This window comes from Mycobacterium sp. OTB74 (genome assembly GCF_029892685.1).
In the GTDB taxonomy this organism is placed as follows: Bacteria; Actinomycetota; Actinomycetes; order Mycobacteriales; family Mycobacteriaceae; genus Mycobacterium.
The window spans coordinates 125,285-149,000 of sequence record NZ_JARXVD010000015.1; the positions used below are offsets into that span (position 1 = coordinate 125,285).

The 23,716-nt window shown below is 64.0% G+C and carries 21 protein-coding genes; 3 read left to right on the top strand and 18 right to left on the bottom strand.

The features are described from left to right. Positions 1-3 precede the first annotated feature (3 nt). Positions 4-1,398: a dihydrolipoyl dehydrogenase gene (lpdA, locus tag M2432_RS19750; protein ID WP_280828519.1), complete on the bottom strand. Its 1,395-nt coding sequence runs from the start codon at positions 1,396-1,398 to the stop codon at positions 4-6. 9 nt (positions 1,399-1,407) lie between these two features. Next, positions 1,408-1,929: a DUF779 domain-containing protein gene (locus tag M2432_RS19755; RefSeq protein WP_280828520.1), complete on the bottom strand. Its 522-nt coding sequence runs from the start codon at positions 1,927-1,929 to the stop codon at positions 1,408-1,410. 62 nt (positions 1,930-1,991) lie between these two features. Between M2432_RS19755 and M2432_RS19760 the strand changes: the two genes are divergently transcribed. After that, positions 1,992-4,016 (top strand): prolyl oligopeptidase family serine peptidase, encoded by a 2,025-nt coding sequence (locus M2432_RS19760; RefSeq protein WP_280828521.1) that lies wholly within the window; start codon positions 1,992-1,994, stop codon positions 4,014-4,016. A gap of 68 nt (positions 4,017-4,084) precedes the next feature. Here the strand turns inward: M2432_RS19760 and M2432_RS19765 are convergent, their stop codons facing one another. From M2432_RS19765 to M2432_RS19830, 14 genes are all read right to left on the bottom strand, one after another. Then, positions 4,085-5,545, bottom strand: a complete 1,461-nt coding sequence (locus M2432_RS19765; RefSeq protein WP_280828522.1) for a hypothetical protein — start codon at positions 5,543-5,545, stop codon at positions 4,085-4,087. A 920-nt stretch (positions 5,546-6,465) separates the two neighbouring features. Further along, positions 6,466-7,476: a Vmc-like lipoprotein signal peptide domain-containing protein gene (locus M2432_RS19770; RefSeq protein ID WP_280828523.1), complete on the bottom strand. Its 1,011-nt coding sequence runs from the start codon at positions 7,474-7,476 to the stop codon at positions 6,466-6,468. Positions 7,477-7,607: 131 nt separating this feature from the next. Continuing rightward, complete coding sequence (locus tag M2432_RS19775; RefSeq protein ID WP_280828524.1) at positions 7,608-8,474, bottom strand: hypothetical protein; 867 nt, start codon at positions 8,472-8,474, stop codon at positions 7,608-7,610. A gap of 53 nt (positions 8,475-8,527) precedes the next feature. After that, positions 8,528-8,818 carry a WXG100 family type VII secretion target gene (locus tag M2432_RS19780; protein ID WP_280828525.1) on the bottom strand — a complete coding sequence of 97 codons (291 nt, stop codon included), beginning with the start codon at positions 8,816-8,818 and terminating at the stop codon, positions 8,528-8,530. Positions 8,819-8,827: 9 nt separating this feature from the next. Further along, the gene (locus M2432_RS19785; RefSeq protein WP_280828526.1) at positions 8,828-9,133 is read right to left on the bottom strand and encodes a type VII secretion target; all 306 of its coding nucleotides are present in this window, start codon (positions 9,131-9,133) and stop codon (positions 8,828-8,830) included. A gap of 131 nt (positions 9,134-9,264) precedes the next feature. After that, positions 9,265-10,113 carry a hypothetical protein gene (locus tag M2432_RS19790; RefSeq protein WP_280828527.1) on the bottom strand — a complete coding sequence of 283 codons (849 nt, stop codon included), beginning with the start codon at positions 10,111-10,113 and terminating at the stop codon, positions 9,265-9,267. A gap of 32 nt (positions 10,114-10,145) precedes the next feature. Further along, a complete protein-coding gene (gene ppk2, locus M2432_RS19795; protein WP_280828559.1) occupies positions 10,146-11,009 on the bottom strand; it encodes a polyphosphate kinase 2 in 864 nt (287 codons plus the stop codon). Positions 11,010-11,073: 64 nt separating this feature from the next. Further along, positions 11,074-12,591, bottom strand: a complete 1,518-nt coding sequence (locus tag M2432_RS19800; RefSeq protein ID WP_280828528.1) for an aldehyde dehydrogenase family protein — start codon at positions 12,589-12,591, stop codon at positions 11,074-11,076. Between the two features lie 77 nt (positions 12,592-12,668). Continuing rightward, on the bottom strand, positions 12,669-13,943 hold the full coding sequence (locus tag M2432_RS19805) for a hypothetical protein (RefSeq protein WP_280828529.1): 1,275 nt from the start codon (positions 13,941-13,943) through the stop codon (positions 12,669-12,671). 443 nt (positions 13,944-14,386) lie between these two features. After that, entirely contained in the window at positions 14,387-15,955 is a 1,569-nt protein-coding gene (locus tag M2432_RS19810) for a hypothetical protein (protein ID WP_280828530.1), read from the bottom strand. Positions 15,956-16,259: 304 nt separating this feature from the next. Beyond that, a complete protein-coding gene (locus M2432_RS19815) occupies positions 16,260-16,838 on the bottom strand; it encodes a PA-phosphatase (RefSeq protein ID WP_280828531.1) in 579 nt (192 codons plus the stop codon). Next, the gene (locus M2432_RS19820) at positions 16,835-17,368 is read right to left on the bottom strand and encodes a mycothiol transferase (RefSeq protein WP_280828532.1); all 534 of its coding nucleotides are present in this window, start codon (positions 17,366-17,368) and stop codon (positions 16,835-16,837) included. The genes M2432_RS19815 and M2432_RS19820 overlap by 4 nt, the downstream gene beginning before the upstream one ends. Positions 17,369-17,394: 26 nt before the next feature. After that, complete coding sequence (locus M2432_RS19825) at positions 17,395-17,778, bottom strand: VOC family protein (protein WP_280828533.1); 384 nt, start codon at positions 17,776-17,778, stop codon at positions 17,395-17,397. 96 nt (positions 17,779-17,874) lie between these two features. Beyond that, positions 17,875-18,471 carry a hypothetical protein gene (locus tag M2432_RS19830; protein WP_280828534.1) on the bottom strand — a complete coding sequence of 199 codons (597 nt, stop codon included), beginning with the start codon at positions 18,469-18,471 and terminating at the stop codon, positions 17,875-17,877. 151 nt (positions 18,472-18,622) lie between these two features. Between M2432_RS19830 and M2432_RS19835 the strand changes: the two genes are divergently transcribed. Together M2432_RS19835 and M2432_RS19840 are read left to right on the top strand one after the other, a co-directional pair. After that, positions 18,623-20,344, top strand: coding sequence for an amidohydrolase family protein (locus M2432_RS19835; RefSeq protein WP_280828560.1), 1,722 nt, complete (start codon positions 18,623-18,625; stop codon positions 20,342-20,344). Between the two features lie 192 nt (positions 20,345-20,536). After that, positions 20,537-20,929 (top strand): pyridoxamine 5'-phosphate oxidase family protein, encoded by a 393-nt coding sequence (locus M2432_RS19840; RefSeq protein WP_280828535.1) that lies wholly within the window; start codon positions 20,537-20,539, stop codon positions 20,927-20,929. Positions 20,930-21,000: 71 nt separating this feature from the next. Here the strand turns inward: M2432_RS19840 and groL are convergent, their stop codons facing one another. Next, the gene (gene groL / locus M2432_RS19845) at positions 21,001-22,626 is read right to left on the bottom strand and encodes a chaperonin GroEL (protein ID WP_280828536.1); all 1,626 of its coding nucleotides are present in this window, start codon (positions 22,624-22,626) and stop codon (positions 21,001-21,003) included. A 230-nt stretch (positions 22,627-22,856) separates the two neighbouring features. Further along, positions 22,857-23,687 (bottom strand): LLM class F420-dependent oxidoreductase, encoded by an 831-nt coding sequence (locus tag M2432_RS19850; protein ID WP_280828537.1) that lies wholly within the window; start codon positions 23,685-23,687, stop codon positions 22,857-22,859. Between the last annotated feature and the right edge of the window lie 29 nt (positions 23,688-23,716).

The window sequence follows — 23,716 nt, forward strand, 5'->3', positions numbered from 1 at the left end:
GGCTCAGAAGTTGATCATGTGGCCGGTCAGGCCGTGGAAGCATTCCTGCAGCGCCTCCGACAGCGTCGGGTGGGTGTGCACGTTGCGGGCCAGCTCATTGGCAGTCAGATCCCACTTCTGGGCCAGCGTCAGCTCGGGCAGCAACTCCGACACATCGGGTCCGATCAGATGTCCGCCGATCAGTTCGAGGTGCTTCTTGTCAGCGATCAGTTTCACGAAACCCGTCGGGTCCGCCAAGCCGTGTGCCTTGCCGTTGGCGGTGAACGGGAACTTGGCGACGACGACGTCGTACCCCTCGGCCTTGGCCTGCTCCTCGGTGAGCCCGAAACTGGCAACCTGAGGCTGGCAGAACGTGGCGCGCGGCATCATCCGGTAATCACCCAGCGCCAAAGTCTCTGCGCCGGCTATGGTTTCGGCGACGACGACGCCCTGGGCCTCGGCGACGTGGGCCAACTGCAGCTTGCCGGTGACATCGCCGATGGAGTAGATGCCGGGCACATTGGTGCGCATGTAATCGTCGATGGCGATGGCCCCGCGGTCGGTCAGCGCCACACCGGCCGCCTCCAAGCCGTAGCCCTCGATGTTGGGGGCAAAGCCGATGGCCTGCAACACCTTGTCGGCCTTGAGCTCCTCGGTCTTACCGTCCTTGCTCACGGTGACCTTGACCGTCGAGCCGTCGTCGGCGATGCCTTCGACCTTCGTGCCGGTGAGGATCTTCACGCCCAGCTTCTTGTACTGCTTCTCGATCTCCTTCGAGACCTCGGCGTCCTCGTTCGGCAGGGCGCGCGGCAGGAACTCGACGATGGTCACCTCGACGCCGTAATTCTTCAGCACGTAGGCGAATTCCATGCCGATGGCGCCGGCCCCGGCGATGATGATCGAGCCCGGCAGCTCGCGCGAGAGGATCTGGGTTTCGTAGGTGACCACGTTCTGGGACAACGAAGTGCCCGGCACCAGGCGGGTCGACGACCCGGTGGCGATGATCGCGTTGTCGAACGTGAGTTCCTCACTGCCACCGTCGTTCAATTTGACGGACATCGACTTGGGTCCGGTGAACATCCCGTAGCCGTGGACCTCGGTGATCTTGTTCTTCTTCATCAGGAAGTGGACGCCTGCGACGCGGCCGTCAGCGACCTTGCGACTGCGATCGAAGGCGGCACCGTAGTCGAAGGTGGCCTCCCCGCTGATACCGAAGGTCTTGGCTTCCTTGTTGAAGATGTGCGCCAGTTCCGCGTTGCGCAGCAGCGCCTTGGACGGGATGCACCCGACATTCAGGCAGACGCCACCCCAGTACTTCGGTTCGACGATGGCGGTGTTCAAGCCCAGCTGGGCTGCGCGAATAGCGGCGACATAGCCGCCGGGGCCGGCTCCGAGAACGACGACGTCATAGTGGGTCACGCCCCTACCCTAGTGGGCGTCCGCAGTCGGGGTGACGATATGTGTCCCGGCGACCGGTGGCCGCGAACCGGCCGCGAACTGTGCCCCGGTGATGGGCGCCGTCTTTGCCAGCTGTTCGTTCTCAGCCGAGGTGAACGCGCGGCCACGGGACAGGAACCGCATGCCCTCGGGCGTCTCGAGGCTGAATCCGCTGCCCCGGCCCGGCACGACGTCGATGATCAGCTGGGTGTGCTGCCAGGCCTCGAACTGCGGGCCCGAGATCCATACCGGCACCGTGCCACCGACGTCGAAGACAGCCAGTAGGACGTCCCGGTCGCCGACGATGAAGTCGCCGTCCGGGTAGCACATAGGCGATGAGCCGTCGCAGCAGCCTCCGGACTGGTGAAACATCAACGCGCCGTGGCGTTCCTGCAAAGTTGCCAGCAGGTCTGCCGCGGCGGCGGTGATCAGCGCCCGCGGCGGGGTAGCGTGACCCGGTGGTGTCGCGAACCTGACGCCGACGCCACAGGCCTCGACCGGATCAGCAGCCATCACACCCTCATTTCATGCGGTTCCTGCACCTCACGCTACGCGTGGCGGCAACAATGGGTGCCGTGACTTCACTCCCCCCCGTCGCTGCGCTCGCCCCGGATCCTTACCTGTGGCTCGAAGACATCACCGGCGATGACGCCCTGAACTGGGTACGTCAACACAACGAGCCGACAGTGTCCGACTTCGGCGGCGAGCGTTTCGAGCAGATGCGCGCAGACGCCCTGGAGATCATGGACACCGACACCCGCATCCCGTACGTGCGGCGGCGCGGCGAGTACCTCTACAACTTCTGGCGCGATGCCGAGAACCCGCGCGGACTGTGGCGGCGCACCACGCTGGAGAGCTACCGCTCCGATGTTCCCGAGTGGGACGTGCTGATCGATGTGGACAAGCTGGCCGCCGAGGACGACGAGAATTGGGTGTGGGCCGGCGCCGAGGTCATCGAACCCGACCTGACACTCGCGCTGATCAGCCTGTCACGCGGCGGTGCCGACGCCGCAGTGGTCCGTGAGTTCGACATGACCACAAGGCAATTCGTCGAGGACGGGTTCACCCTTCCGGAGGCCAAGTCCAGCGTCGGCTGGGTGGACGCCGATACGGTGCTGGTGGGCACCGACTTCGGGCCTGGTTCGCTGACCGAGTCCGGCTACCCGCGGGTGGCCAAGCGCTGGCGCCGTGGGCAGCCGCTGTCCGAGGCGGTGACCATCTTCGAGGGCGAGATTTCCGACGTCGCTGCCGGCGCTGGCTACGACCCGACGCCGGGTTTCGAAAGACTTTTGGTGTCAAGGTCTTTAGACTTCTTCAACAAGGAACGCTTCGAGCTGCGTGGCGACGAGCTGATCCGGATAGACGTCCCGTCCGATGCCGCTATCGGTATTCACCGTGAATGGCTGTTGATCCGGCCACGTGTCGAGTGGACGGTGGGCGACGTCAGCTACCCGCCGGGCACGCTGCTGGCTGCCCGTTACGACGACTACCTGGCCGGAAATCGTGATCTCACCGTGGTTTTCGAGCCTGACGAGCACACTTGCCTGCAGTCGTCGGCATGGACGCGGGACCGGCTGATCGTGGTGACACTGGCCGATGTGGCCAGCCGCATCGAGTTGGTCACCCCGGGCACCTGGGAGCGCGAGGAGATCGTGGGCGTGCCACCCAACGCCACCACCGTGGTGGTCGACACCGACGAGTACGGCGACGAAATCTTCTTGGATTCAAGCGGTTTCGACAGTCCCTCGCGCCTGTTGTGGGGTCATGCGGGGGACGCCGTCACCGAGATCAAAAGTGCACCGGCGTTCTTCGACGCCTCCGACATCGAGGTGACCCAGCATTTCGCGGTGTCCGACGACGGCACCAGGATTCCTTATTTCGTTGTGGGACAACGTGGTACGACCGGCCCGCAGAAGACGTTGATGAGCGGGTATGGCGGGTTCGAGTCGTCGATGTTGCCGGGCTACGCCGGGGTGCTCGGCCGGCTGTGGCTGACCCAGGGCGGTACCTATGTGCTGGCCAACATACGCGGTGGCGGTGAGTACGGGCCGAGCTGGCACACCCAGGCCATGCGCGAGGGCCGTCATCTGGTGTACGAGGATTTCGCTGCCGTGGCAGCCGATCTGGTGCGGCGCGGCATCACCACGGTGCCGCAGCTGGGCGCCGAGGGCGGCAGCAACGGCGGCCTGCTGATGGGCGCCATGCTGACCCGCTACCCCGAGCTTTTCGGCGCGCTGGTCTGCAGCGTGCCGTTGCTGGACATGAAGCGCTATCACCTGCTGCTGGCCGGAGCGTCCTGGGTAGCCGAATACGGCGACCCGGACAACCCCGACGACTGGGAGTTCATCTCCAAATACTCGCCATACCAGAACATTTCAGCTGACCGGCAGTACCCGGCGCTGTTGATGACCACCTCGACCCGTGATGACCGAGTTCATCCGGGGCACGCCCGCAAGATGACCGCGGCACTGGAGGCGGTCGGGCATCAAGTCAGTTATTACGAGAACATCGAGGGTGGACACGGTGGCGCGGCGGACAACTCGCAAGCCGCGTTCAAAGCGGCGTTGATGTACGAATTTCTGCTCCGCACACTGGGTTAGGAGCGCGATTTGTGCACGTTTTTCCGCAGTGTGCGCGGAAAAACGTGCACAAGTTTCGAGCTCGGGCGTTATGCGCCCAGTGCCGGGTTTCCGGCATCGATGAGGATGGCGGCCAGGTGTCCCCAGTACAGCCATTCGTTGATCGCTGCGCGTTGGGCTGCCACGAATGGAGCCGTGTAGGCCTCATATAAGCCGAGGGCTTCACGATGTCGGGCGTAAGTGGCCAATGCCGCCAAATGCGCTGTCCGGTAACCTTCGCCGGTCGTCTGAGTCAATGGTGTCAGCGCATCCATCCACAACATGGTCCCTGCTGAGGCATTCGGGGCCACCAGCTGAACGTGCTGGGGCGGCAACGCCGCGTGCAACTCGGTGTCCGGCCAGGCTGCCACTCGCGCCGCCACCTCAGGAGCCACGACCTCTAACCGGGAGCGGCCCTGCATGGTGCCGTCGGCGGGAATGTCGTCGTCGACCAGCGTGCGGGTGTTCATGCTGCCCTTGAACGGCTCGACCTCTTCTTTGGTGCCGATGATCGCCCTGATCGTCTTGCCGTGGAACTGCGCCCAACCCTGCAACGCCAAGAAGGGGTACTTCACCCACCGCCCGCGCTCGCCAGCCGGAATCGCCTCATCAGCCGAGACGAACATGACCTGCGACGGCAATTTCATCCCGTCCGGTATGTACCCCACCCCATAGGAATTGGCTGCCAGGATCTGCCCCTCGGTGGTGACCCCGACAGCCCACATGAACTGCCAAGCGCCCACCGGGATCGACGGCGGGGCATGCAGCGCCGCGGCGATCCGCACCGCCACCTCAATATCGGCATCAGCGCTGCCGGCCGGACGACGCACCAACCCAGCCCGAGCTGCCGCCGCCATCGCATCCTTTTCGGCGCGCGCCGGACTCACCGGAATCGGCGCCGCAGCCGCTGCAGCCTGCTGCTGTTGATTCGAGCTCATCGGGGCCATACCCGGACCCAGCGGCCCACCACCTGCGCCGGGTTGGGCCACCGGAGCGGCCGGAGCCGGAGTCGGGGGCGGCCCCAACGGCGCCGACGGGGCGGCGCTGACCGGTGCGGGCGCAGGAGCCGGACCTGAGGACGCCGGGCTGGCGACCGGGGCAACACCGCCGGTCGCTCCACCACCGGTGGATGCACCGCCACCGCTCGACGGAGCAGGTGCGTTGGTCGGGGCGGCCGGCTGCGCGGCAGCCAGCGGCTGACCAGCCCCAGTGCTCGCAGCCGGTGCCATGGGTTGCTGGGTTTGCGGAATCTGAGGAACTTGCGGAGTCTGTGTCCCCTTCAGCGCATCACCGAGCGGATTCGGCTGAGCCGCACCGGCAGGGGCACTCGGCACCGCCCCGACAGGGCTGCCGGGTGTTGCTGCGGCGGCGGACTGTGGGCCGCCGCCACTGCTGAGCGGTGCGATCCCGCTGGCTGCGGGGCCTGAGCTGCCACTGGTACCGCCGCCACCGGAGGTGCCGCCGGAATTACTGCCCCCGCCTGGGGACACAGCGGCGGCAGGCGCGGCCACCGGGGCGGTTCCTTGACCGGTAGCTCGTGCATCAGGAGTCGCCGGCCCTGCAGGAGGCGGCGGTTTCGCTGGCCCACCCGGAGGCGGCACCGGCGGAGTAACCGCGGCCGCCGGGGCAGTTCCTTGACCGGTAGCTCGTGCATCAGGAGTCGCCGGCCCTGCAGGAGGCGACGGTTTCGCTGGCCCACCCGGAGGCGGCACCGGCGGAGTAACCGCGGCCGCCGGGGCAGTTCCTTGACCGGTAGCTCGTGCATCAGGAGCACCCGAGACTGGATCGCCCGGGGTTGAAGGCAACACACCGCTTTCGGGAAGATCTGTCGACAAACCATTTGTCACTAGACGGTCGGTATCGAAGGGCGGCCGGAAGTCACCCGCCCTCTGTACCGCTCCAGCCGCAGTGCTTACGTCGCTGAGATTTTGGGTGTGGCAGCCCGATATCTCGCTTTTGATCATATTTTGAAGGAGTTGAACGGCATCTTGGTCTTGCGCCGAGAGCTGCCTCAGCTTATTTTCGGCTTTCTCTATTACCTCTTGAGCTTGTTTGACGCGGTCTGCAATTTTCTGCTTTGTGGAATTAAATAGGTTAGCTACCTGCTCGTTCCAGTACGCCGCATTCGCAAGAAAATTCTCCTGCGCAGTAATGGCATTAGTTAAAGTGGATCCCATGTTATCAGCGGCGCCCGCAGCGTCACCAGACCAGATACCACCGCCGCTTTTGAAGGTATCTCGTTGTTTGGTGCTCCACGGCGTAAAGGTGCCACTCCTCAGGGTTTGCAGGGCAGTCGTGTACTGCTGCGCGGCACGCAGGAATGCGAACTCATCCCCTTCAGGCCAGGCTCCACCTTGAATCATTTCTTCCGCGTGAGACCCGGAAGGGCGCGGCACGTTCGTCAACCGGACTCGGGTATCCGTCGGGGGCATCAGTTAGCCCCTGCGGCATCGCACGCCGCATCGATCAGGCCGGGAACCCTACCCATGGGGGCGAATAACTGGATGTCCGATTGGGTATACGTAGGTATGCCAGCAACGAATGCGCGACCGTACTGCGCGGCGAGCACACCAAGGTCCTCCACGACCGGGTTTGAGCTCTGACGACCAAGCTTTTCGTACTGATCAGCAAAACTATTCAGTACCGGCATTACCGCTTGATTCTCTGCCTTATCCTGATCGGACCAACTACTAGCTGGAACATTCGGGTCTGCATTGCTCCAGACCGCATAAGCAGGGTCTGAATTAATTCTCTTTATTGCGCTGGCCCAATCCGAACACTGGGCATCGACGGTTGGCATGAATCGCGATGGATTCGACGGGTCGCCAAGGGGCGCGATATGGGTAGGAGGCGATGCCGCAGATACCAACGGCCCCCGCGCCGCCGCCACACCGTAAGTGATCGCTCCGCAAACGCCATTTACCACAAGAGTGATAGTGGCTGCCGTATTCGACAAAGGTCCATCGTTTGCAGTATAAGTTGGAATCTTATCTGCCAATGCACGTGAGTACGCTATAAATTGCTCGTACAATTCACGCATTACCCGATGGGGTGTTAGCTTAACCAACGGGACCGTTTGGTCGGCGGCGCTGCGATAGGCTTGTGCAGCGGCTTGATACTGAGACTGCTGTTCTGGGCTCCATGCCGTAGCTGGCATCGACCGATCCCGATCATTCCAACCGTTCTTCGCGATATTTGCCAACGTCGCCGACACCGGCCCCCACGGCGCACAAGAGGGATCCTCGGTAATAATCCCAACCGGCCCAGTGTCATTCGCGCTGGCGATGCCGGAATTGTTCCCGGCCACAGACCCACCGCCAGCAGCATTGCCACCAGTGTTCTTGGTGCATGACACCGCCACCACAGCCGTCACTGCGACCACCGCAACCAGGGCCACCACGCCTAAAATCCACTTACCGGCGCCACCCTTCTTCGGCGGCACCGGAGCAGGCCACTGCTGCGGGGCGAACTGCCCCGGCCCACCGGGCATACCGCCCGGATACCCCGGGCCCTGCGGCCACTGACCAGGCTGCGGCTGTTGAGGACCCCACGGACCGGACGGCGGTGGCTGGGTCACAGATTCTCCTCCACGGTGCTACGAGTTGGTGCGCTATGGCGCGGCCCCGGCGGGGCAGCTGGCGGTGTCACGGGTGACGCGTGCGACGGCGGGGGCACCGGCGCGCTGGGACCATGACTCGGCCCGGCGGCGGCGTGCTTGCCTCCGACCGGCGCCTTAGGTTGTTCATGGGCCGGGCCAGCCTGCGGCGGCTTATTCTTTTCGTCCGGCTTGTGCTCGTCAGCTTTGGACTCGTCCGGCTTGGTGTGCTCGGGCTTGTCTTTCTCGCCGGGTTTGTCCTTACCGGCCTGGCCAGCCATCTGCTGCACCTGCTGAGCGACTTGCTGCCCGACCTGCATCGCCATCTGCGGAATCTGCCCAGCCATTTGCGGGATTTGCCCGGCCATTTGCGCCACCTGGCCAGCCATTTGCCCGAGCTGCCCAAGCTGACCCATCGCTCCGCCGGCACCGCCAGCCCCTGCTGGACCGCCCGGACCGCCGTTCATGGCCGATGCTGGCCCGCCCTTAGCCGCAGCACCAGCCGCGCCGCCAGGCGCACCAGGTACACCGCCTGCAGCAGCGGCGGCGGGATCCTCGAACTTGTTCTTCAAAATGTCGTCAGCGGCGTGCTGATCAGTGCTGGCGTACGTCGAGGCCGCGCCGGACACGTTCCCGGCGTAAGCCCCGGTGTCCTTCTTCAGCGCGGGCAATCCATGCGTCACTGGGTCGGCGAATTGGGGAACTGTCGCCGCTGCCGTCTGCGTCAACTGATCAGAACCAGTCGGAATATAAGGAGCAGGCGCTGCCGGAACAGCATCTGACGCCCCCTGGAACGCCTGACCGGCCTGGCTTAACTGCGCAGTATCGACCTTCAACGTCGACATCGAAATACCCTCCCTACGTCAATGAGACGGATCGGCCCACCCGGCACCGACGCTCAGGCGAACTTGCCCTTGAGGGTGTTCTCTGCCTGCTGCATCGAATCGTGCCCGGCCTGTATGGACTTGATCAGCTTGCTCAACGCCTCGACAGCTGCATCGGCCTTGGCTGACCACGCCTTTTCGGCATCCTGCCAACCTTCACGACCACTGCCGTTCCAGACATCACTACTGACCAACTGAATGCGGGCACGCTGCGTCGTCACCAGGCCGTGCAGCTTCTCATGCTCGGAATTCAGCTGACCGATGGCCGTCTCGATATCAGCGAAATGCCACTCCTGCTCAGACACCGCTGCCCCTCAGATTTTCATCGAATTGGTCAGACCCGCTGCGGCCTGCGTATCGGTGCCCTCATAGGAGGCAACCGCGGTCTGCAGCTTCTCGGTGATGCCTTGGTGTTCTCTGCACAAGTCAGCCATCGCCTGCGTGTAGCTCTCCAGCGCCACCTTCACAGCGTTGCCCGCTTCACCCTTGAGCGCGGTCCCCAACGACTGGGTGACAATCCCCACCGTCTGCGCGTGCGACTGCAGCTGATTTACCGTGTCATCCGCCTGCTGCAGCTGATAGTGCAGCTCCGCAGTGTTGACTTTGAGTACATCAGCCATGCCGCCCCCCTTCGCGCAAAACAGTCCAGGTTGGATACTACCGGCGCAGAACAAGGCCACCGACGGTAGTTTTCAGCAGGCCCGGACTGGCGCGGACCGCCGCAATCGCAGCAGCGGCGACCCGCCCGACCTCACGTCCGTCGCCGCAACAACCCACCCAGCACAGCGAATAACACGCCAAGCCCGACCAAGCCACCGCCGATGGCCAGCGCGATGTTCAACCAACGGTGCGCGTCCGTGGTCGCCTGGTCGACCATGACATCGGCAATCAGGCGGACGTTCCCACTGGTCCGGTTCAGCGCATCGTTGATGTACCGGCGGCCGACCTCAATGCCAGCCCAGCCCGCAGCTCCCACCACCAGCGACGAAACACCCAGCGCAGCAAAGGCTTTGCTGCGCGACCGAGCACTGCCCAAAGTCAGCAGCGCCAGCAGTCCGGTCAGCACGCAGGCCCCCACACGGGCCCACGGCCCCCACGTCGTCAATTTGCGCAACTGCCCCGGATGCAGCGATCCAGCCGAATCCGTCAGCGGCACTTCGAGTTTCGAAGGCACCTTAATACCCATGGAGGTCAGGGTCGCGCGGAACGAACTGTCCTCGAGCATCGGTGACACGTCCATGGTCCAGCGCCCGGCAGCGTCTGCGTGGGCCGCGGTGTCGGTGAACAACCAGTCGTGCGCGAGCCCGTTCGCCATCCCGAACTGGTTGGGGAACACGTCACTGGCGGTGTATATCCCGGCGGCACTGGACATGGTGTCCGTGCTCAGGTCGTATCCGGCTTTTCCGGCGAGCTTGTTCAGTTGGATTCCCAGCTCACTGGCCATCGCCGATTGCAGCTGGGGGTCCTTGGCTGCCGCGGTGGCCAGCGCCGTGTAACCGCTGCGACTGACGATCGCCTGCTGGGCCCACGACACCGGCACCGTCACAGCCAATGCAGCAGTGGTCAGCAGCCACAGAAGCAACGTCGCAATGAACCGCACCGGCGCCTCCTAAACAGGACTGCACCGCCAGTTCACTCGGCCAGCGCGCGCCCCACGATCAACGGGTCGGCCTGGCCGACCACCTCATGGTCTTTGTTGTCGTAGTTAAATTTACCGAGAACATGCCGCATCGCGTTGATTCGCGCGCGCTTCTTGTCGTTGCTCTTCACCACAGTCCACGGTGCGATCTCGGTGTCCGTCCAGGCGAACATCTCCTGCTTGGCCGTGGTGTAGGCATCCCATTTGTCCAGCGACGCCAGGTCAGTGGGCGAAAGTTTCCACTGCCGAACCGGGTCTACCTGCCGAATGGTGAAGCGGGTGCGCTGCTCTGCCTGAGTCACCGAGAACCACAGCTTGGTCAGGCTGACGCCGTCGTTGACCAGCATCTGCTCGAAAAGTGGTGCCTGTCGGACGAATTCGGCGTGCTGCTTGGCAGTGCAGTACCCCATGACCCGCTCCACGCCGGCCCGGTTGTACCAAGACCGGTCGAACAGCACGATCTCACCGGCGGCCGGCAAGTGGTGGACGTACCGCTGGAAGTACCACTGGGTGCGTTCCTTTTCGGTCGGCTTCTCCAGCGCAACCACCCGTGCACCGCGCGGGTTCAGGTGCTCCATGAACCGCTTGATGGTGCCGCCCTTGCCCGCGGCGTCCCGGCCCTCGAACACGACGACGTGCCGCAGACCGTTGGTCTGACTCCATTTCTGCAGCTTCAGCAGCTCGATCTGCAGCAGCCGCTTCTGCTCTTCGTACTCCTGCCGGTCCATACGTGCCTCGTACGGGTAGCCCTCACGCCAGGTGTCGACCACCTCGCCACTGGGCAGCAGCAGCAACTCGGGGTCGTCATCGTCGTCGTCACGGACGGCGTAGTTGGCAGCGGTGGCGGCGTCGAGCATCACCGACCGAAAATATCGACTAGTGCGTACAAACCAGTGACGTAACGGTAAACGGCCGGTGGCGTTACTTCGCAGTGCGCCGCGGACGGATCAATGACACCTTGGTCAGCAGGTTGTTCATCCGCGCCAGGGCCTTCATCGAGTTGTTGTAGTAGTTGCCGCCGGCACCGCTGCTGGTGCGCGGCTCCACCAAGGTCTCCTGCCGGCAGTACTTGCGCATACCGTCGGCGCCACCGAAGCGCGCCCCGATACCCGAGGTCTTCCAGCCGCCCATGGGCGCGGTGGTGCACATCAGGTTGGCCAGCACGTCGTTGATGTTGACAGCACCGCAATCAAGTTGCAGCGCAACATCTTTCGCACGCTGAACATCACGGGAGAAGACGGTGGCGGACAACCCGTACTGGCTGTCGTTGGCAAGCCGAACAGCTTCGCCGACGGTGGCCACCTTCATGATCGGCAGCGTCGGGCCAAAGGTTTCCTCGGTCATGCAGGCCATCGAGTGGTCGACGTTGACCAGCACAGTGGGCGGGTAGAAGCTGCCCGGACCGTCAGGACGCTTGCCGCCGGTGAGGGCCGTGGCTCCGGCTGCGACGGCCTCATTGACGTGCCGCTCGGTGATGGCCACCTGGTTCTCGTCGATCTGCGCGCCGAAGTGGTAGCCCTCGCCCGCGCCGACCTTGAGGTTATGCACCGCCTTGACCACCGCGCCGACAAACGCGTCGTAGGCCTCCGCCAGCACGTAGACCCGTTCGACAGACACGCAGGTCTGACCGGCATTGAACATGGCGCCCCACACCGCGGCATTGGCGGCCAGCTCTATGTCGGCGTCCTCCAGAACGATCATCGGATCTTTGCCACCGAGCTCCAGGCTGACCGGGATCAGCCGGCTCGCCGCCCGCTCCATCACTTTGCGGCCGGTCGCGGTAGACCCGGTGAACTGGATGTAGTCGGAGTTGTCGATGACGGCCTCAGCCACCTCCCGGGCACCCTGCGCCACTGCAAGCACCTCGGGTGCGCCGCAGTCAGCCCAGCCGCGAAGCAGTAGCTCGGCTGTCAGCGGGGTGCGCTCGGAAGGCTTGAGCAGCACCGCGCAGCCAGCGGCCAGTGCGCCGATGGCGTCCATGAGCGCGTTGGCGATCGGGTAATTCCATGGCGCAATCACCCCGACAACCGGGCGCGGCCGGTAGTGCACGGTGATCTTCTTGATCGACAACATGGGCAGCGGCGCGGGGCGGAGCTCCGGCGCGAGCGCCTTGTCCATGGTTTTGACCACATACGAGATGATCAGGTTGGCCATCGGGATTTCGGCCTTGGCGTCGACCATCGACTTGCCGGTCTCTTCGACCAGCAGCGACTCGATCTCGTCGCGATGGTCCCCCAGCCAGACCGCAAAACGCGCCAGCGCCTTGGCCCGGCCCTTGGGTCCACGCGCTTCCCACTCCCGCTGCGCAGCACGTAGACCTGCGGCGATGCGCGGCACTTCGGCCGGCTCCGTCCAACGCACGGTGCCTGCAACGGCACCCGTAGCGGGGTTGAGAATGGTGCCCGATTCGGACGACTCGACGTCTGGCATTGCGGTCATGTCGCCATGGTAGCTATAGGTGTGACGCAGATCGCACCCGGGCTTGACGGGTGTCAAGCCCGGGTGCGGCCGCTGTGTTACTTGCCCTTGGCAGCCTTGGCCGCGGTCTTGTCAGCTTTCACGGTCGACTTGTCGGCTTTGACCTGAGCCTTCGCCGAGGAAACCGCCTGCTTGTCCGCCGCGAGGGTCTGAGCCGAGGCTCCTGCCGTCTTGTCGGCCTGCAGCTGGCTCTTGGCCGTCGTCAGGGTGGTCTTTGCGGTGCTCAGGGCAGTTTTATCCGCCGCCAGCGCGGACTTGGCGGCCGACAGCGCGCTGGTGGTCGACGACGCGGGAGTCGTCGCCGCACCGGATGTGGTGGCGGCAGTGGACGTAACAGCAGCGGTGGACGTAACAGCAGCGGTGGTCGTAACAGCAGCAGTGGACGTCACGGACTTGGTGGCGTTGACCGCAGCGGTGGAGGTAGCAGCGCCAGAGGTCGTGGCGCTAGCGGACGACGGGAACGCCGCATTGATTCCGAAATTCAGGGTGCTTTCCAGATACGCGACGTTCTTGGCGATCGCGTTGAAGACCGGAGCGGTGGTCGCGGCCGGCACGGCGTTGGCAAGCGTCGTCAAGACCAACTGGACCGCATCCAGCGGCGTGTTGACCAATTCATTGAGCCCGGTCGCGATGCCACCCACGTCGCCCGTTCCGAGAGCTTTCAACAGGCCGCTGTCCAGGTCTGTTAATCCTTGACTGAAATTACCGCTGATCGTCGCGGGCTCGCTTTCAACCAAGCTGACCAGCGAGTCGGCCGCATTGAAATCCGGGATGCTGCTCGCGTTGGGCACACCCATCAGACCGGCCAGCAGCGCCTCTGCACCGTTACGCCATTGATTGACCATCACGTTGTCGCGGAACTGGATAAGCGGGGGCTGGTTGGTGGGGTCGACATTCCACCCGGCGCTGGGCATGACACCGCCGAATAGGGGCGACAGGCCCTGTGCCAGACCAACGATCAGCGGGTCGGCGATGTACTGCGGCGCGTCGACAAGCTGCTTGAGCTGCTCATAGGCACTGACGTTGTCGCCATTCGCCAAGTCGAGCCCAACGATGAGGGCCGCCACCGGCGTGTCCAAGAAACTGCTCCCCAGCCGATTGGCGGTCTCGGTCACCAGTGCGATGCCCCCCAGCTGCCAAAGGTCGGCCGTCGCGGTCGTCAGATCGATCCGGGCGTTCTCCAGTCGCGGCAACGCCATCGAAGAGATCGCCTTCGGCATGGCTTCGATTGCAGGCACCGAAGCCACTGCGACCGCAGCCGCACCGAACAGAGCCATCCCGGCTACGAATGTGCGCGTACCACGAAATTCCATCGCTGTTTTCCCTCGACCAGTCGGGCTGCCTGTCCACCCGATCGGAACAGCAAATTACGCCTGGTTCAGAGTTGCCGCAACCGGAACGCTTCAATTGGCGATTGGACCCACCCAGCGCTGGCTTAACCAGCAAATACGCGCGTCAATTATTGCGATCGCTTACGTCGGCCGGTCAACCCCGGCGTAGTTGCGGCAAATGAGCTCTGCTGCAAATCCCCTGCTGACCGCAGCAACACCCGACGAGGTCGGCTACCCGCGTCGCAGAACCAGCCGTCGGGCATTACAGCAACTAGCCGACAACTCGCCACCTCGATAAGCGCGCATGAATAGGGACCCAGGTTGTGCAAATGCTGCAAACACGTCCACTAGGAAGCGTGGTCGCAGCACTCGGCCAGCAAACAACTGCGGCAGGTCATCGCTGACCTCGGCGCAGCGGTCTGCTCCTACTTGGAACCGCCGCTCGCACCGCCGCTGCTGGAAGCCCCGCTCGAGCTGCTGCCGGCGCCCTCGCCAGCTTTGGTGCCGGCGGAGTCATCGGCGGATGTGTTGGCCTTGGACTTCGGCTGGAAAGCCTTGTTCACGTTCTTGACCGCGTCACCGACAGAGGACTGCAGCTTCTTCCACGGCTTCTTGGTGTCGGAGTCGGCTTTCTTCTGCGACTTGGCCGGAGTCTTGGTGTCTTTCGTCTGCGTGTCGGACTTGGTCTGACCATCAGTCTTGGTCTGACCGTCAGTCTTGGTCTGCTGGTCACTGCTGGCCGAGGTGTCAGTCTTAGCCGACGTTGTGCTGCTGGCGGGGGTGTCCGTCTTCGCAGGCGTATCCGTCTTGGTCGAGTCGCTGCTGGCAGGAGTATCCGTCTTGGTCGACGAGCCAGCGCTGGCCTCCGTCTCGCTGACTGTCTTCGTCTCGCTCGCGGTCGCCGTGAGCGCAGTCTGCGGCTCGGTAGCAGCCACCGACTTCGCCTGCGTCTGCGTGGCGGCCAGCGCCTTCACCTCCGACTCCACTGCCGACTGCGCCTTGGCGGCCGCAGCCGACAAAGCGGTCGACAAAGCGGTCGATACAGAGGTCGTTGCAGCGGTCGACGTGGAGTCGATCGGAGTGCCCTCGCTGTCCACCGCCACGCCGATCAAACCGGCGAATGCCTTACTGACGTCGATGGTCGCTTTGAGCAGCACGTTGTCACGGAATGACGACAAGGCGCCGTAGTTGGTCGTCGTGTCGTTCCCACCGAGCACCGCAGGCAGTCCCTTCGCCAACGAGTCGATGATGGGATCAGCGGCCCAAATCGGGGTATAGATCAGGTCCTGCCCGTAGAGGTACGCGGTGGTCTTGTCACCCAAGGCGAGAAGAGCCACGGTGCCCAGAACATCAGTAGGGATGTCCGTTCTGACCGCCTGGACCACCCGGCTCAACGACTCCCAAGTGCCAGAGATGAACCCGGCGGCATAGTTGTCGTTAGCGACATTGGGGTCGACCCCGAGCGACGCCGCCAGCATCGCGTCCACCTGGTTGCGCAGGTTGATCAGCTCAGTGTTGCGGAATTCCATCAGCGCGCCGTCGACTCCGGTGACGTGCTCGTTGCTGCTGGTGCGAGGGTTGCCATCGGTGCCGCCGCCCAACACCTCAGGCAAGGCCCGTGCGACGAGCTCGACCAGTGGGTCGACGACGTACAGCGGCGCATCGACGATCTGGCGCAGCTGCGAGTACAGCCGGACGTTGTCACCGCTGAGAGCCGCCATGCCCAGGACGATCGGGATGAACGGCAACTGGACGACCTGCTCGACGACGCGTGAAGCGAATTCCACCTCCACGTCACCAACACCCATATCGATGAAGGTGAAGTAGTCGTACGGGTTCGTCGAGGCAGCCGCGGTCAGTGTCACGTCCGAGTTGACGGACCGCATCGATACCGACGCGGCGATCGGCGGCACAGCGATCGGTGTGATCGCGATGACGCTGGCGCCTACGATCGCCACACCGGCAGTCAGACCGCACGTGACACGGTTCTTCATGGCTTGGAGTCCCCTTATCCTGTGAGGCAGTTCACCTCGACTGGTCAGCAAACTACGTGGTGCAAAGCATTTTCTCAAGTGCTTCCCAGCTAATATTTGCAGGCGCGGCAAAAGGCAAGGTCACACTGACGATCGGCGTTGCTCACTTTTGCATATCCCCAGGTAATTGGCCTATTTGCGACCGACTCACATCCATACCAGATCTCAGGCAGTTATCCACAGAAACGACCTGATTCACAGAGTTTGATGTGGACATGCCGCTACAGCTACTTGACTGCAGCAGGCCCTGCCGTGGATCCACTGTTCACTGCTTTGGCGACGGCGGGTCAGACTTCAGGAACGCGACTCCCCCCAACAACCCCGCGACACACACCAACGATGATCCGAACAGGAGCGCCCCGACGGTGTCGGTGAAGTAGTGGTAGGTCATTGCCTGGCCCAGCATGCCCAGCGTCACGAAGAAGCCCGCCAGCACCCGCGACCACAGCGCCGCTCCCGCAGCTAGCAGAACCATGCCCAGCACCGTCACCATCAACGTTGTGTGACCGCTGGGGTAAGCGAGCGCGCCTTCCTTGTTCCGGCCGAAAAAGTGCTTGAAGCCGCGTTCGATGTACACGGCCACCTGCGGACACAGCGCCATCACCACCGCCAAACGCCATCGCTTGCGCCACAACGTGATTCCCACGGCGACCACCAGAATCACCGTGAGCACGCGTGGGTCGGTGAAGAACAGCAGCAGACCGGAGTATGGCTCGGTGGCTCGTCCAGTCCGCTGAAACGCGTCATCGACCGGCGTCGACGTCTTGCCCACCGCAAGGCCGAGCAGAACCATCGCCAGCAGTCCGACTGGCGGCCACCAGCGGACGAACTTCTGAACCGTCATCGCCCGGGAGCGATCCCCCGGACGTACGCGGCCTGCCCTAGGTGCTGGGCGCAGTCGTCGACGATGCTGACCAGGCGAGCACTCGCGGTCACCGGCGGGTTCCAGCGACGATCGACGATGCGCTCCAGTTCGTCGGGTGTGACGGTCGCCAGGTACTCCAACGTCACCTGATGCACCGCGCGGTAGTAGCCCACGAGCAGCTCTACCGGCGCACGCACCTTGCCGACATCCTCAGCGGTGTGGCCGTACCCGATGTCGTAACCGGGATCGTCTTTGTGCGGCAGATCGAGCGCGAACCGCTGCTCCCAGCCCTGACTGGTCCACACCTGCTCGATGCCGGCGACGTCGCACAACTGCAGGTCCTGGCACCGGGCGCTGTGCCAGAGCAGCCAGGCGATGCTGTTGGCTTCGGGTGTCGGACGCCAGGAGGACACGTCGTCGGTCAGCCCGTCGGTCACCTTGTCGACATGCTGAATGAGTCGGGTGAACGAGTCGCGTAGCAGTTCCCGCGCCGCAGCGGTGTCAGCCATGGCGCCGACGCTACCGGACCCGGGCGTCAGCCGACCGCGCCATGAAATACCGCCTCCACATTGTTGCCGTCGGGGTCGCGAACAAAGGCCCCGAAGTAGCCCGGGTGATATTCGGGCCAGAGCCGGGGCGCGTGCAATGACTCGGCACCGAGTGCGACCGCCGCGTCATGGAAGGCCGCCACTGAATCGGCATCCTTCGTATGGAAGGCCACGTGCACCTCCCGGTTGGGCCCCGAGGCGTCCCCCGCGCCGGCATCGGCAATCCAGAATTCCGGCCTGCCCTCGGTGCCGTAGCCGATCGCGACATCGAAATCGAGTTGGCGGCTGTACCCAAGCACGCCGAGCACGGTGTCGTAGAACTCTTTGGATTTAGCCCAGTCACTGCAGTTGATGCCCAGATGGTCGATCATGACACCGATCGTGCCACTAGGCACCGACAGCACTGGAGCGGTGAACCTCGAGGGCCCACCGCTCTAGTGAATTATTCAGTTGTCAGCCAACATGATTCAGTTGTCGGCCAGGGTCCGGTACAACGCCTTCTTGGCTTCCGCGACCGCCGCCTGCAGCGTCGCTACCGCCGCCGCGAGGTCCGCCTTCTGGGTGTCGTTGCCGGTGAACTTGATCGTGCGCGCCAGGCCGGCGAGCTCGAACAGGTCCTTGCGCAACTTGATTACGTCGCCGAACTTCGCGACCTGACCAAGGAACGCCTCAACCGTTTCACTGGTGATGCCGCGCCAGGTCAGCAGTTGCTCACCGAACTCGGTCAGAGTCGCGACACCGTCTTCAACGGTGACCACACCCCGACCGGACAGCAATGTCAGAACGAACTGGACCTTGTCCACCGGCGGCGTGAACGCGCCGTCCGTGATGTCCGAAACCCGTTGCGACAGTTGCTCAGCGGTGGCGGGGCCTTCCTGTAGTAGCGCAGCCGTCGCAATCGCGGCACGCTTGATACGTCCCTTGAAAAAGTGATGACCAGCACCTGGTCCGAAGCCACCGCCGAAGCCGGGACCGCAAGCGCCCGGACCACCGAACCCAGGACCACCGAAGCCCGGGCCGAACCCGGGACCGCCGAAGCCTGGTCCACCAAATCCACCAAACATCTCAATTTCCTTTCGTAAGTTCGATGCATCTTGTACACATCACGATACATCGTTATTCCAGTGCCTAGCGAGGCTAAGCTTCAACTCCTAGACAACTCACAGGACCGGCGGCGGGTGCCCGTCGTACGTTGGTGAAATGGAGGCGGCCGACATGACTTATGACACCGTGATTCGCGGCGGATTGATCGTCGATGGGCTTGGCGGCGAGCCCTACATCGGCGACGTCGCAGTTCAGGACGGGTTTATCGCCGCAGTCGGGACAGTCGAAGGAACAGGTGCACAGGAGATCGACGCCACCGGCCTGCTCGTCACACCGGGCTTTGTCGACCTGCACACCCACTACGACGGACAGGCCATCTGGTCCGAACGGATGACCCCGTCTTCTGCTCACGGCGTAACCACCGCCGTGATGGGCAACTGCGGCGTGGGCTTCGCACCGTGCCGACCGGACGATCACGACGTGCTGGTCGACGTGATGGCAGGTGTCGAGGACATCCCCGGCGTCGTCATGGTCGACGGGTTGCCCTGGACCTGGGAGACCTTCCCCGAGTTCCTCGACACCGTCGAATCGCGCCGCCGGGATATCGATGTCGCCGCGTTCCTGCCGCACTCGCCGCTGCGGGTTTACGTCATGGGCCAGCGCGGCGTCGACCGGGAACCGGCCACTGCCGAAGACCTGGCCCTGATGCGCAAGCTGGCCGCCGAAGCCGTCGAGGTCGGCGCATTGGGCTTCGCGTCATCGCGACTGACCATTCACAAGACTTCTGGCGGAGAACCGATCCCGAGCTACGACGCCGCGCAAGAAGAAATCGAGGCAATCGCCCGCGGCGTGAAGGACGGCGGCGGCGGGTTGATCCAGTTCGTCCCTGATCTCTTGGCCGGCGACTACGAGCCGGCGCTGAAGACCGTGTTCGAGGTCGCGGCCCAGGTCGGCTTACCCGTCACCTTCACCCTGGCCATCGGCAACGCCGGCCCGGCTACGTTCGAAGACGCGCTGCGCTTGGTCGAGAAGGAGAATGCCAACGGCGGCAACATCAGCGCACAAATCTTCCCGCGGCCTATCGGGTTGGTACTCGGACTCGAACTGTCCGGCAATCCGTTCGTGTTGTACCCGTCCTACCGGGAGATCGCGGAGTTGCCGCTGGCCGAGCGAGTCGCCGAGATGCGCAAACCCGAAGTGCGCGAACGCATCCTGAACGACACCCCCGCCTCCGACGGCCATCCGCTGATGATCGCGGTGCAGGCCTGGGACTACATCTTCCCACTGGGCACACCACCGAACTACGAACCGGCACAGTCGGATTCGATTTCCGCTCGAGCCGCGGCACGCGGAGTCAGCCCGCTGGAAGAGGCGTATGACCGGCTGCTTGACGACGACGGCCACGCCATGCTGCTGGTGACACTGGCCAACTTCCGGGACAACTCGCTGGATACCGTGGCCGAGCTGATCCGCCGCGACGACGTCATCCTGGGGCTTGGAGACGGCGGCGCACACTACGGAATGATCTGCGACGCTTCATTTCCCACGTATCTGCTGACGCACTGGGTGCGCGACCGGGCGTCGGGCCGGTTGTCGGTGGCCGATGCGGTGCGCGAACTAACCTCGATACCTGCTCGAGTCGCCGGCCTGGCCGACCGCGGTCGAATTGCAGTGGGCTACAAGGCCGATCTGAATATCATCGACCATGCCGCGCTGACGCTGCACAAGCCCGTCGTAGCCCACGATTTGCCGGCGGGCGGACGACGACTGGACCAGACCGCAGACGGTTACGTGGCCACGATCGTTTCCGGTGAGGTGATCGCAGCCAACGGTGTCCCCACCGACGCCCGGCCGGGCAAGTTGGTGCGTGGACGGCAGGCCGCCCCGGCCTGAGCTGGCGCATCTGCCCAGTGCCGCCGCGCCACGGATGGCCGCCGCATTGCCCGCCTCTGTGCGACAACCGCTGTGCAACAGCGGTTGTCGCACAGACGCGGGCAAACCGTGACCCCACAGTTTGTGGTTACCAGTGTGACGACTGTGGCGGCACGACTACTGCGGCTCGGCGATGCGATCTATCCTGGCGATATGAGTGTGAAGGTGGATCTCGACCAGTTGGCCGACGCGCTGGCCGACTTTACGTTCGCTTACCTGATCACCGTCGGCGATGACTTCCGCGCCCATACGGTGGCCGTCGATCCGGTGTTCGTCGACGGCGTCCTCAACGTCGGCGCTGCAGGCCGCCACACCCGCGCCAACCTGGCCGGGCACCCCGTCGTCTCTGTCATCTGGCCGCCTCGAGAGCCCGCCGGCTACTCGTTAATTGTCGATGGCACAGGCGAACTCGTCGACGAACAGGTGCGCGTCGTCCCGACCCGCGCGGTCCTGCACCGCAAAGCGACGGCTGACTCCCCCACTCCGAACGCCCCCAGCTCGGCCGACAACTGCCTGCACGACTGCGTCCCCATCGAAAAGGGCTGAACCAGCGACCGAAGCAGACACGAAAAAGCCCCGACTCGCCAAGCGAGCCGGGGCTTTCGCGAAAGCAGGACTTAGAAGTCCATACCGCCCATGCCACCGGTCGGGTCGCCAGCAGCTGCGGCGGCCTTCTCCGGCTTGTCGGCGACGACGGCCTCAGTGGTGAGGAACAGCGCCGCGATGGACGCCGCGTTCTGCAGCGCCGAGCGGGTGACCTTGACCGGGTCGGCAACGCCGGCGGCCAGCAGGTCTTCGTACACGTTGGTCGCGGCGTTCAGGCCGTGACCGGCGGGCAGGTTTGACACCTTCTCGGCGACGACGCCCGGCTCCAGACCACCGTTGAAGGCGATCTGCTTCAGCGGAGCCGACAGCGCGACACGCACGATGTTGGCGCCGGTGGCCTCGTCACCCTCGAGCTTCAGCTCGTCGAGCGCCGGAGTCGACTGCAGCAGAGCCACGCCACCACCGGCGACGATGCCCTCTTCGACGGCTGCCTTCGCGTTGCGAACGGCGTCCTCGATGCGGTGCTTGCGCTCCTTGAGCTCGACCTCGGTGGCAGCGCCGGCCTTGATCACCGCAACACCGCCGGCCAGCTTGGCCAGGCGCTCCTGCAGCTTCTCGCGGTCGTAGTCGGAGTCGCTGTTCTCGATCTCGGCACGGATCTGGGCAACACGGCCCTGGATCGCGTCGGCGTCGCCGGCGCCCTCGACGATGGTGGTCTCATCCTTGGTGATGACGACCTTGCGGGCGGTGCCCAACAGGGTGATGTCAGCGGTGTCCAGGGACAGACCGACCTCTTCGCTGATGACCTGGCCACCGGTGAGGATCGCCATGTCCTGCAGCATCGCCTTGCGACGGTCGCCGAAGCCCGGGGCCTTGACGGCGACGGACTTGAAGGTGCCACGGATCTTGTTCACGACCAGGGTCGACAGGGCTTCGCCCTCGACGTCCTCGGCGATGATCAGCAGCGGCTTGCCGGACTGGATGACCTTCTCCAGCAGCGGCAGCAGGTCCTTGACGGTCGAGATCTTCGAGCTGACCAGCAGGATGTAGGGATCCTCCAGGACGGCTTCCTGACGCTCGGCGTCGGTCACGAAGTAACCCGAGATGTAGCCCTTGTCGAAGCGCATGCCCTCGGTGAGCTCCAGCTGCAGGCCGAAGGTGTTGCTCTCCTCGACGGTGATGACACCCTCGTTGCCGACCTTGTCCATGGCCTCGGCGATCAGGTCACCGATGGACTGGTCACCGGCCGAGATACCGGCGGTGGCAGCGATCTGCTCCTTGGTCTCGACCTCCTTGGCGGACTTGAGGAGGCTGGCGGTGACTGCTTCCACAGCCTTCTCGATGCCGCGCTTCAGGCCGAGCGGGTTGGCGCCGGCAGCGACGTTGCGCAGACCTTCGCGAACCAGAGCCTGGGCCAGAACGGTGGCGGTGGTGGTGCCGTCGCCAGCGACGTCGTCGGTCTTCTTGGCGACCTCTTTGACCAGCTCAGCGCCGATCTTCTCGTACGGGTCCTCCAGCTCGATCTCCTTGGCGATGGAAACACCATCGTTGGTGATCGTGGGGGCGCCCCACTTCTTCTCCAGGACGACGTTGCGACCCTTGGGGCCCAACGTCACCTTTACGGCGTCGGCGAGGCTGTTCAGGCCCCGCTCAAGGCCGCGACGGGCCTCTTCGTCATACGCAATTGTCTTGGCCATTGCGAGGTGATTCCTCCGGTTGGGAATTGCACGTCTGTGGTCAGGTCCGGTGCCCGCGACGGACGGCTGGAGGTGTGCTCCGCACCTGCGGCCCCAACCTCACCTTGCTGACCTGGCACTCACCGGTCGCGAGTGCCAACTGCATTTTTAGCACTCGACCATGGTGAGTGCAAGGTCGTTCACAGTGAGCGAAGCGGCCTCCAGCGAAGACGACAAGGCCGGAAATCGGTCTATGACCGGTATCGCTGCACCTGCGCCGCGTAATCGTCGAGCAGGCGCAGTGATTCGTCCTTGCCTACCGACGGCAGCATGAGCCCCAGCTGGCCGAACCCGAGCTCTTCGGCCACGCGCCAATAGTCGGCATCCGCAGGAGCACCGAACATCGCCAGCGGCACGTCATGGCCGGCACCTTCACGCAGTTGTCCGATTCGCTTGGCCAAAGCCTCCCTGGGCGACGGGTTCGAAATCCAGCCCGCGCCATGGCGGATCACCCGCTTGACCGTGGCGTCGGAGTTGCCGCCGATGAAAATCGGCGGATGCGGCTTCTGGACCGGTTTGGGCCGGCAGTAAGACAGCTCAAAGTTGACGAGCTTGCCGTGATACTCAGCAGGTTCGGTGGTCCACAGCGCCTTGATCGCTTCGATGCTCTCGTCCAGCCGGGTGCCACGGGTCTTCGGATCCGTGCCGTGGTCGCGCATTTCCTCAAGGTTCCAGCCGGCTCCGACGCCGAACACGAAGCGTCCGCCAGAAATGAGGTCGATACTCGCGGCTTCTTTGGCGGTGTGGATCGGGTCGCGCTGGATGAGCAGGGCGACCCCGGTGAACAGCTCGATCTTGGAAGTCACTGCCGCCGCAGCAGCGAGAGTGACGAAGGGGTCCAGCGTGTTGTAGTACACCGACGGGAGTTCGCCGCCATTGGGGTACGGGCTTTCCCGGCTCACCGGGATATGACTGTGCTCGGCGATAATGAGCGAGGCAAAGCCCCGTTCTTCGATGGCACGCGCAAGCGATACCGGATCAATGCTGTCGTCATCGACGAAGGTGGAGATCCCGAATTTCATGTGGCCGACGCTACGCCGGAGGGCACCCA